This window comes from Scytonema sp. HK-05 (assembly GCF_963872035.1).
Taxonomy (GTDB): Bacteria; Cyanobacteriota; Cyanobacteriia; order Cyanobacteriales; family Nostocaceae; genus Kalymmatonema.
Map to the genome: position 1 here is coordinate 60,320 of NZ_CAWMYC010000122.1, position 10,416 is coordinate 70,735.

Annotated in this window: 7 protein-coding genes and 1 pseudogene; 3 read left to right on the forward strand and 5 right to left on the reverse strand. The window is 38.7% G+C overall.

Features of this window, described 5'->3' with window-relative positions; genetic code table 11:
- Positions 1 to 62: 62 nt before the first annotated feature.
- Together AACT52_RS26115 and AACT52_RS26120 are read left to right on the forward strand one after the other, a co-directional pair.
- The gene (locus tag AACT52_RS26115) at positions 63 to 335 is read left to right on the forward strand and encodes a hypothetical protein (protein WP_233154075.1); all 273 of its coding nucleotides are present in this window, start codon (positions 63 to 65) and stop codon (positions 333 to 335) included.
- Between the two features lie 54 nt (positions 336 to 389).
- On the forward strand, positions 390 to 551 hold the full coding sequence (locus AACT52_RS26120) for a hypothetical protein (protein ID WP_233154076.1): 162 nt from the start codon (positions 390 to 392) through the stop codon (positions 549 to 551).
- Between the two features lie 155 nt (positions 552 to 706).
- On the opposite strand, the gene AACT52_RS26125 is transcribed toward AACT52_RS26120, so the two are convergent.
- From AACT52_RS26125 to AACT52_RS26135, 3 genes are all read right to left on the reverse strand, one after another.
- Complete coding sequence (locus AACT52_RS26125; RefSeq protein WP_073633943.1) at positions 707 to 1,402, reverse strand: DevA family ABC transporter ATP-binding protein; 696 nt, start codon at positions 1,400 to 1,402, stop codon at positions 707 to 709.
- A gap of 155 nt (positions 1,403 to 1,557) precedes the next feature.
- Positions 1,558 to 2,715 carry an ABC transporter permease DevC gene (devC, locus tag AACT52_RS26130; RefSeq protein ID WP_073633944.1) on the reverse strand — a complete coding sequence of 386 codons (1,158 nt, stop codon included), beginning with the start codon at positions 2,713 to 2,715 and terminating at the stop codon, positions 1,558 to 1,560.
- Positions 2,716 to 2,737: 22 nt separating this feature from the next.
- Positions 2,738 to 3,964, reverse strand: a complete 1,227-nt coding sequence (locus AACT52_RS26135; RefSeq protein ID WP_073633945.1) for an ABC exporter membrane fusion protein — start codon at positions 3,962 to 3,964, stop codon at positions 2,738 to 2,740.
- Between the two features lie 807 nt (positions 3,965 to 4,771).
- Between AACT52_RS26135 and AACT52_RS26140 the strand changes: the two genes are divergently transcribed.
- Positions 4,772 to 6,298 (forward strand): serine/threonine-protein kinase, encoded by a 1,527-nt coding sequence (locus AACT52_RS26140; protein WP_233154077.1) that lies wholly within the window; start codon positions 4,772 to 4,774, stop codon positions 6,296 to 6,298.
- A 565-nt stretch (positions 6,299 to 6,863) separates the two neighbouring features.
- Here the strand turns inward: AACT52_RS26140 and AACT52_RS26145 are convergent.
- Both AACT52_RS26145 and AACT52_RS26150 read right to left on the reverse strand, forming a co-directional pair.
- Complete coding sequence (locus AACT52_RS26145; RefSeq protein WP_073633947.1) at positions 6,864 to 9,593, reverse strand: PAS domain S-box protein; 2,730 nt, start codon at positions 9,591 to 9,593, stop codon at positions 6,864 to 6,866.
- Positions 9,594 to 10,015: 422 nt separating this feature from the next.
- Positions 10,016 to 10,099, reverse strand: a pseudogene (locus tag AACT52_RS26150) (DNA-binding response regulator); the annotation flags it as partial.
- Positions 10,100 to 10,416 lie beyond the last annotated feature (317 nt).

A 10,416-nucleotide genomic window follows, 5' to 3' on the forward strand; every position in this document is an offset into this window, starting at 1 on the left:
GCGCTGTTAGCGTAACTCTTTTCCCTCATGGGTCTTATTGCGGAAAATAACTTATTTGAAATTTGAAACCAGTTGGAACTGGTACATGGACATTTGGCTTATTCCAGGTAAAACTAGAAGAATTTGACTTGGATGGTACCCTGGATAGGGTGTTTAATGAATTGGGCGATCGCATTCAGGACAATAAAGTCCAGGCGATAAAATCTCTGGCAATTTCTGTGGATCAAGTCATGGATTACCGCAAGCTAATGACGGCTTTCCCACTGTTGGGGAAATTTCCCTTGCAAATCGACCAAACGGCAACCATTACCGTTGGGGAACAATTTATAAGATAAGAATATCAAGGTTCTGTCAAAGGATTTCAGAGTTTCCAAGATCCTGTCAACACCTTGTTAGGTAGTCCTGATATCAAAGCCGATGTATCGCTGCGGCTAATCTTTGAATTTTCGGCAACAGTGCAACCAGATGGCACACAAATCAGTAATATCAAACAAGCCCTGAATCGTAACCCGGTGGAGAGGCTATCTTTGACGCCTAAAGTGACGTATTAGTTGGCTGTTGACGGTTACGAAAGCAGGCGGGTTTCCCGCTGTATGTGATTTAATTGTTCAGTGTAGATGCAATGAGAAATATCTCCTAGAATTAACGTTAATGTTTGTTTAGATTGAGAAAAATGAAATTTTGCTGGTGTAAGCAAATCAGTTTATCAAGCAATGCGAACATTATTCTTTAAGTAACCATCTTCCATGTGAATAATACGGTCAGCCATATCAAGAATGCGATTGTCATGAGTAATTAAGAGAATGGAACAACCATGATATTTGGCAAGATTTTTTAAGGTTTCGACTACAGTGTGAGTACTTGCTTTATCGAGTGATGCTGTTGGTTCATCAGCAAGAATTAATTGAGGTTTAGTAACTAACGCCCGTGCAAATGCCACACGTTGTTTTTGTCCTTCAGAAAGTTGCTCAGGATAATAATTAATACGGTGTTTTAAACCTACTAATTCCAGCATCGCTTCTGCCTCACGACACATTTCTTTACGAGACATATTTTTACCTAATTCCATAGTCATTTGTACATTTTGACTTGCGGTTAGGAAGGGTACTAAATTATGCTTTTGGAAAACATATCCAATCTGACGACGTAGTTGTAATAGCTTTTGATTGCTGGCGCGATAGATTTCCCTTCCCAATACTTTTACGCTACCTTCTTGTACAGTACGTAAACCAGCCATTAAGCTTAATAAAGTTGTTTTTCCTGAACCAGAAGGACCTGTTAAGATAACAATTTCACCAGAGTCAATTGATAAACTGACATCAAATAAAACTTGTTTCCGTAATGTACCTTTTCCAAAGTAATGGTTAAGGTATTGAACTGAGATAATAGGAGATGGAAACATGATGATTACCTTAAAGATAGAAGATTAATAAATGCTTGGTATCAGAATTAAGAATTGAAACTTCAAAATTCAGTAAACTCTTTGATTGAGACGCTTTGCTCTAAATTGTGGAGTTAATTACAAACCACAAATTATTCATTGAAAATTGGTAGACTTTATCCAAAAAGTTCGGCTGGGTCGGCAGAGCGAAGTTTACTCATCGCTAACATTCCGGCTATGGAACACATAACAATTGTTAGTACCATCACCATGACACCTCTAGTTATCGTCATAAACATTGGCAACCGAGTCGCATCTTGAACAAAGCTATATATATATATGCATAAAGCAAATCCAGGGATGTATCCAATTAAGGACATTAAAAATGCTTGTTGCAAAACCACTTTTACCATGTATGAATTTGCATATCCGATTGCTTTAAATGTGGCATAGATAACTAAACTGTCAGAAATTTGTGTGTACAGAATTTGATAAACAATGATGCCACCAAATGCACATCCTATCACTGTACCCATATTAAAAATAAATCCGATGGGTGTAGATTGTGCTACAGTGTCTTTCTCAAGTTGCATGAAGTCTTCTAAAGTCATTAACTTCACATCTCGAGGTAGGTCTTTTGAGACTTTTTTAATGATACTTTGCGGGTCAACACCTGGTTGGAGTTGAATAACTCCCATATGAACTTTTTCTAATGGGTGGTTAACGATTTCAGAGAAGTTTAAATCACTGGTGATGATAGCACCATTCGCCGACATCACCCCACCTCCTAGAGAAAATAATCCTCCAATTCTAGTTTGGTGATTAGATACTTCTGTTATCACTTCTCCATGTTTTTCCAGGTTTTCAACAATTGGGCCAAATTCCGGTCGAGAAAGTCTATCAAATAATACGGTGTTAGCTGCTTTTATCGCTTCTGTTTGTTGATTGATTTCTGGTATTTTAAACACAGGCTTATCTGGCGTAAAAGCGCAAATAACTATCGGTGTTTTGACAAAAGTTTTAGGATTTTTGAAATTTGCCATGGAAAGGTAGAAAGGATTAACTGAGGCTATTCCATCGACTGCTGAAATGTTATACAAATAGCGCCGTGGAAACTCTTTCATTTCAAAAAAAAGCTCTGTATCGCGATGCAGCAACACTAAATCTGCTTGTAATTTTTTATGAAAGGTGACAGCATCTTCAAAAAGTCCGTCTCGAAAACCCAATTGAATAAACATTAACATTACAGCAAAGGTCACGCCAGTAATTGTAACTAATAAGCGAGCTTTGCGATGGATTAGTTGCAACCAAGCAACGGGTGTTGTAGCGCTCATTATTTAGTATTCTCCTATAATCTTAACTATTTGAATTAGTTTCAACTTTGACATCAACCTGCAAATTAATGAACTTAGCAGCTTCGTTAATATCGCTAGATTTTAAGCGAATTTTTACCTCTACAATCCTTGAATCAATATTTATTGTAGGGTCATTGCTCACAACATTTCGCTTTCCTATTTGGACACCTACTTTCTCAACGGTTCCAGTTAATAGTTTCGGTAATGCGCGACTCGATATCGAAGCTTTTTGACCTACTTTTATTTTGCTGATATCAGTTTCGTAAATTTCAGCATTAACATACATTTGCTGCGTTTGAGCTAGCTCAACTATCCCTTTTTCGCTAATAGTTTCTCCTGGAAAAGTGTGAATTTTCAAAATCTTTCCATCCATCGGCGCTCTCACATAAGCCAAATCTAAATTTGCTTTTGCTTCCAGGACGGATGCCTTTGCTTTTTCCAACTCGCTTTGAGCAACCTGCACATCTACAGGACGTACTTCTTTTAACTTTTTTAAGGTAGCTTTAGCTTCTTGAATCTGGTTGGGAAACGATGATAAAGTTTGATTAAGCGAACTTTTAGCTTCCTTGAGTTGCGCTTGTAAAGTTTTTACTGCTAAAAGTTTAGTATCGTTTGTAACTGCAGATATTGCGCCTTGGTCGTACAATGATCGATAGCGTGCGTACTCAGTCTCTGCATTTTTCAGTTGCGCTTCCAAGCCAGCTATTTTAGCTTTTTGAACAGTAATACCCCCTTGAAACTGGGCTTCTAAATCTGCGATACGTGCTTGCCCGGCGGCAACTTCTCCTTGTTTTGTAGTCCCTGCTTTGGCTTGATCAAGTTGCGCTTGAGTGACTCGAACGCCCATTTGGGCTTTGTCTACGGTTGCTTGCAGTTGGCTGACGTTATCAAGAATAGCAATTAATTGTCCACGACGAACATTATCGCCTTCTTTTACCAAAACCTTATCTAACCTGGCAGTTTGCAAAGCAGATGGTCCAGATAGGTTAACGATTTTATCCTTTGTTTGAATGCGTCCTAAAGCTGCAATAGTTGGATTTACAGGTTTTTGAACTGGAACTGTTGGCGCTACATTACTCTGCTTTTTAAGTTGCGAACTTAAATTAGAGCTAGTGGAAAAAATATAGATCGGCACAGCAATAGCTGCTAATCCTACAGGAACCATTAAAGCTACCTTCAATTTTTTTGACTTCGTATCAAAGCTTACTGGGTTGCGAAAAATGTCCATTGGAGGTCAACCTTAGTTATTATTTGCTAGATTTTAGGAATTGGTGTTTGTAATTCGTAAACCGTGATTCGCAATGACTCTTCAATTACGAATTAGGAATTATTAATTACGAATCATCTTGCTTCTATATTTCGATAGGGGTAAGCCAATTATTTTATGCAGTCGCTTACTCAAAATTTCTGTAACCGTTCAGGGGGGTAAAAAAGGTGAAAGTAAAAATGGGGGTCAAAGTCTGGTAAATTGAGAGTTATGAAAGAACAGCGCCCAGTCTATCTACAGCAGATCCCTCAAGAAGATTGGGAAAAAACTCCATAGTTTGTATTGCATCACAATGCTGACACTGATAACTGTAACGATGATACTCAACTATTTCTATTGGACGTTCCACTAACTGCGCTACTAATCTGTTGTAACATCACCAAATTTTGCCTGCCATCTTTACGATCGCATGAACCTTGGCTTTGTTGGGCTACTAACCTCTTGTAACATTACCAAATTTTGCCTGCCATGTTTACGATCGCATGAACACCCCCCTGAACGGTTACCTGCTTTCTCGCTTATTCACCATTCTCAACAAGAGCCAGAGGCTTTAATATCTCGTTACCAGGTTGAACCTGGTAACGAACGAGGGTTTGGAGACTTCGCCTCCTCACTATTGCAAAGCATGTAGTAGGCGCTAAAGTGCTTATTATGAGCTAGTTTCCAAGGTTTACTTCTCGTTACATACTTTGATTTTTTCTCGCCTACTTACTTATACACAGTCAAATTTCTGCATAATTGCTGAGTTTTAACACTATTAAACAAAAAATGCTGTTTATTCAAATCAATGATGTAGAAGAAATGATTTCAGAAATTGAGCCAACAACTGTAATACACAGCCGCTATCAGATTCATAAATTTCTTGGTAAGGGAGGATTTGGACGAACTTACCTAGCATTCGACAATGAGCGATTTAATGAAGTTTGTGTTTTGAAAGAGTTTGTACCAACAACATCAAAAGAAGAAAACCTCTGTAAATGCAAGGAGTTGTTCGAGCGTGAAGCAAAAGTTTTATACCAAATTCAGCATCCTCAAATTCCCAAATTTTTAGCTTGGTTTACGGATAATCAACGAATCTTCATCGTTCAGGAATATATTGACGGCAAAACTTATTCAGAAATTTTATCTGATCGCATCGTACAGAAAGGTGAGCCATTTTCTGAAACAGAAGTGAGAACATGGTTGATAGATATATTACCAGTTTTAGAATATCTCCACGAGCGCCAAATAATTCACAGAGATATTTCACTAGAGAATATCATGTTACCTCATAATCAATCTAAACCCGTGCTGATTGATTTTGGGGTAGTTCAAGAGAATTGTACCCAGATTATGTCTCCTGATTCTCTAAATCTTTATAACTCAATTCGCAATTCAGTAGTCGGAAAGTTTGGCTATTCTCCACCTGAACAGCTACGTTTAGGACAATCCTATCCTTCTAGCGATCTCTATGCACTTGGTGTTTGTGCAGTGGTTCTTTTAACGGGGAAAATGCCACATTTTCTCTTAGATGAATCACTAAATTGGCAATGGCGCTCTCAAGTCAATATCTCTGAAGATTTTGCGGTTATTTTAGAAAAAATGCTGGCAGAAGTACCAAACGCACGCTTCCATTCCGCTAAAGAAATTCTTTTTTTATTGAATCGCCTACACAGTCATTCACCTGTTTTACCTCGTTTTACATTTCTACCTCGAATACAAGGAATTAAAAGTTTCCAAAAGCAAAAACAAGAAAAAAAAACTAAGAAAGCATTAGAAGAATTATTAATTTTACAAAAATTAGAACGAGAACTTAGACAAGAAAATGCTACAAATGGCGACATTCATCCACAAATACCTATGTATATCAACTTAGATTTGGCAGAGTATATAGAGCAACAAGAATCAACTGTTCCTGTCGAATCTTCTGCTCATGTTTTAATGAAAACTCCATTAATAGCGGCAAAGATTAGCGATATTTTGATGAAAATACTTACTAAAATAGCAGTAAACAATACTTCTGTTAAGAATAATAAATTTCTCAATTATAGTATACAGAATTTTATGGAAAATTCTTCTGTAAATAGCAACTTTGAGCTTTTAGAACTTATTCAGCAAGAACTTACTAAGTTTATTGGACCAATAGCAAGTTTAATTATTAATGAAGTGTTAGCGGTTTTTCCATATTGTTCACCATCGCAACTCATCGAAATATTAGCAGCAGAAATTCCTGATAAATTAACGTCAAACCAATTTCAAGAGGATATTTATAACATAATCCAATCAAAATTACCTTCTAGACAAAAAACTGAATAATATTTAGTAGAGGTTTTTAATCGATTGATTTTAAATAAATCAATAATAATTCATAAATTAAAATTTTATGTGAAAGCGCTTGGTTTACAGTATTATTTTTTACTTTTAATGTCCTTTATTATTGATAAATAATGTATTTTATAGCAATCCTAAATCATACAGGGTAAGCGCATCTAATTTTGTAGCGAAAACTAGAGATTTTTTTGCATAATTATAGTTATACAGAGAAATTTGAGTATTAAAGATGCCAAGTAGTAGGCTTATCTGAAAAGTATGGTTAAGGTATATTTTGTCATTCTGTTCGCGTAGCGTGCCCGTAGGGCATACGTAACGAAGTGGAGCGTAAGCGCAAAGCGCAGGCTTCGCCAACGCGAAGCGTGTCCCCTTGGGACTCAGAATCCCAATTTTCCGTTGTGGTTTAAGATGCAATACTTGTGCTGTCGCTTCGTATGCCTTCGGCACGCGCTCGCGCAAAGCGCACGCACTCGCGTTCGCGAACAGCATGACATTTTTAACTTCTCAGACAGCCTCTAATCCTGATGATTCAATGTGTAAGTCCTAATTCTTAGTCTCGATTGATAATGACAACAATTTCAGTTCCTTGCCCAGGTTGACTTCCAATCGTCAGTTGTGCTCCAATATTTTCTGCCCGCTCGCTCATTCCCAGCAATCCAAATCCGCCAACTCTTGGTATGCTACCAACCCCAAAACCGAGTCCATCATCTTTAACGCGCAAGATACATTGTGTATTCTCATACACTATCTCAACACGAATCTCACAAGCATCAGCGTATTTTATGGCATTGGTTAATGCTTCCTGTGCAATCCGTAGTAAGTTGTTCTCAACCTCGTTAGGCAAGGGATAGGCTGTGCCTTTGATTTCGTAGATCATAGCAGTATCGGTAGCGGCTCTCATCTGAGTCACCAGACGATGAAGGGCGTTATGCAAGCTGCCATCTTCCAATAGCTGGGGACGGAGTGCTGCCACTGAACGACGGGCTTCGGCAAGCCCAGTTTGTGCCAATTCATTGATCATTTCCAGATGTGCCTGTGTCGCTTCTAAATCATCGATTAGCACTTGTGTCGCTGCTCCCACATGCAGTAGAATGCCGGTAAAGGCTTGCGCTAGAGTGTCGTGAATTTCTCGCGCCATGCGGTTGCGTTCTTCTAAAATCGAGGTTTCTTCAGCCCGTTTGCGGTTGCTAATATCCTGCCCAATACCGATATTTATTCCATTTGAAAGTCGAATATTTGCCCAAGATGTATCAATGTAACGACCATCTTTTGTTCTAATCTTGATGTCTAGCCATTTTTCGGTAGCACCTAACATATGTTCTAACACTTGTTGACGTTGTTCCAAATCAGGACAACATTCTGCTAACAAGTCAATTTTCTCAAGTTCTACTGAAGACCATCCCAAACATTGTTCTAACTCACGATTAACAAATTGTATTCGTCCATTTGCCTCATAAAGTGTAATCATTACAGGAATACGATCAATAATGACTTGTAGAAATTTCTTTTCTCGTGCAAGTTCGACCGTTTGCTCAGCGACTTGTTGTTTTAATGTTCGGTTGTAATCTGCTAATAGTTCTTGGGCTTGTTTACGTTGAGTAATATCGGTCATTCCCCCAATCATGCGAATCGGCTTTCCATGATCGTCACGAATAACAAAGCCGCGATCTGCCACGTATGTATAAGAGCCATCTGCTCGACGAAAACGATATTCAGCAGACCAAAATTGTTCAGCGTTGTTGGCATCAAGCACATGAGGAGTTCCTAAAATCACTCGCTCTCGATCTTCAGGATGAATTCGCTCGTACCACCAATTGGTGTAAGGATGTATTTCATTAACCGTATAGCCAAAAATTGTTTGAATGCCTGCATTCCACCAAGCATAATCGGTCAGTAAATCCCAATCCCAAATGGCATCATTAGTGACTTGAGCAATCATTTGAAATCGTTTCTCGCTTCGCGATAAAGCTTCATTCAATGCTTTCATCTCATTAAAAGAAGTTTGCACTTGGCAAGTCATGCTGTTAAACGATTTTGCCAATTCCCCTAACTCATCGGAGCGTTCAATGTTAACGGTTTGATTCCACTCGCCTCTTGCAAGCACCTTTGCCGATTGATTTAATCTGAGAATGGGGTCTGTGATCCACCGAACAGTCAGAATACAAATTGATATTGCTACGATTAAGGCAATAATACATAAGAAAATTGTCGTGCGAGTGTTGGCATGAATTTGCTTTAGAAAATCGGCTTCTGGAACGACAACTACAATCAGCCAATCTATTCCTCGTCCATCCTTTAACGAGGTTAGCTGTAAAAAGTGGCGCTGCCTCTCGATTGTAAAATCAATTTGTTGACTTCCACTGATGTTATTAAAGTTACCAAAGCGCTCTACCAGATATTTGGCGGTATTTTGAACGAGAGGTACTGTGCTTTCGGTTGCTTTGACTCGCCGAGCCTTTTGATGATTTTGATTCAGAAAAAACCGTTTTTCAGAGGCTGAGGAAGCTACCAAAAGTCCTGAGCGCTCAACCACAAAAATTGTTCCTGATTCGCCAACTCTTATACGTTGTAAAAAAGTACTAATTTGTGAAATGACTAAATCAGTTGCTAAAACCCCTTTCAATTTACCCGTGGAGTCGTAGAAGGGCAAGCCTGCAGAAATGCCCATATTGTCCTCACCCACATAGGTATAAATCTCACTCCAAGTTGGCTTTCCTGCTTGAACTGGTGTGATATACCAAGGTCTAGTTCGCGTATCATAGTTTTGAGTCAGACTCAATAATTGTTTTCGATTTCCACTGTTATCAGCAGTATAAATGGCGAAGTTACCTCTAGCAAAATTTTCTGTGCTGTAGACATTTAATGTTCTATTATTTTGGCGACTTGCTCCAATCATTCCGCCTTGTTCGTTTGCGACACAAATGTAGCTGACTGAGTTAAATACTTGAATTTGTTGAGTAAAGTACCGTTCTAAAAATTTGGTATCTTTTACATTAGATACATCTAAAATCCCCAATCTGATTGCGTTAGCATTAATTTTATTGATGAGATGAGGAGCTTCTAGATAATCTTGCATATAATGTTGAACGCGATTACTAATTTCTTGACGCAGTTGAACTGCAACGTCATCAACAGCCTGTTGTCCGCTCTTAAAGGAGAGGTACCCTACCAACCCCACCGTTCCGAAAATTTGTAGCATCAAAGGAACAATAAGAACAGTTCGCAGCGAAAGCCTACTTGACAATTTGGTAATGGCATTTTGCAATAATTTTACAGCCATAACGAGCTCCTATGAGACAACATCGCCCCAGTACTGCTAACGTCAGTCTAGGCGTTAATCCAAATACTTCAACGATCCTATGTTGAAGGTGGGACGAGTCACGAACTGTGGTCACGGTCAGAGCTCAGTGATACTTCCGAGGTAAAGAATACTCATCGCAAGCGATTCCAAAGGTGCCAGTGCCCCTTGGGCGATTGCCATATAACCCTCTTTCTGCGATGTGTCTAAAAGAAATTTAGATTTTGCAACTAAATTGCTATCAATGTTTACATAAATTTAACATATGCAATTGACTCTAACTTGTCGTCCACTAAGAGTTGAAACTTTTGCACAATAAAGTGATTGATGAATCAATCCATCTTAAAATGGAAAACCAGCTCGAACTTAAGTTTGAACTTGGATACCAACTTAAGTACAATTGCTTACAAATTGACAATCCCTCGTCTAGCTGCAACAATCACCGCTTGAGTGCGATGGTTCACTCCCAATTTACTTAAAATTCGATTAAATAGCTGTTCCTGGACTGTGAGAACTTCCGCCAATTGTTTTTCTAAGCTTTCGATTTGCTGCCCCATCTCCTCTACCAGTTTCTTGGCACTGGCGGTCGTTTTTTCCCAATCAACACGGGGTATCTGCTCGATGTAGGATGGGCGCTTTTCTTCCATAAATTTCACATTACCAGATTTTGGTCTCTTTAATTGACGATCGCCTGACCACCCGCTGAACGATTACGTTTATAGCGGTTCTCACTTGGATGCAATACAATAACCACAATGTTTAAACCAGCCAATTATGTCACTCAAATTAACAGTTTCAAAAGCCT

Excerpts from the sequence above, each read along its gene's own strand:
- AACT52_RS26135 (WP_073633945.1), bottom strand. The coding sequence starts at position 3,964 with ATGGACATTTTTCGCAACCCAGTAAGCTTTGATACGAAGTCAAAAAAA.
- AACT52_RS26125 (WP_073633943.1), bottom strand. The coding sequence starts at position 1,402 with ATGTTTCCATCTCCTATTATCTCAGTTCAATACCTTAACCATTACTTT.
- devC (WP_073633944.1), bottom strand. The coding sequence starts at position 2,715 with ATGAGCGCTACAACACCCGTTGCTTGGTTGCAACTAATCCATCGCAAA.
- AACT52_RS26145 (WP_073633947.1), bottom strand. The coding sequence starts at position 9,593 with ATGGCTGTAAAATTATTGCAAAATGCCATTACCAAATTGTCAAGTAGG.
- AACT52_RS26140 (WP_233154077.1), top strand. The coding sequence starts at position 4,772 with ATGCTGTTTATTCAAATCAATGATGTAGAAGAAATGATTTCAGAAATT.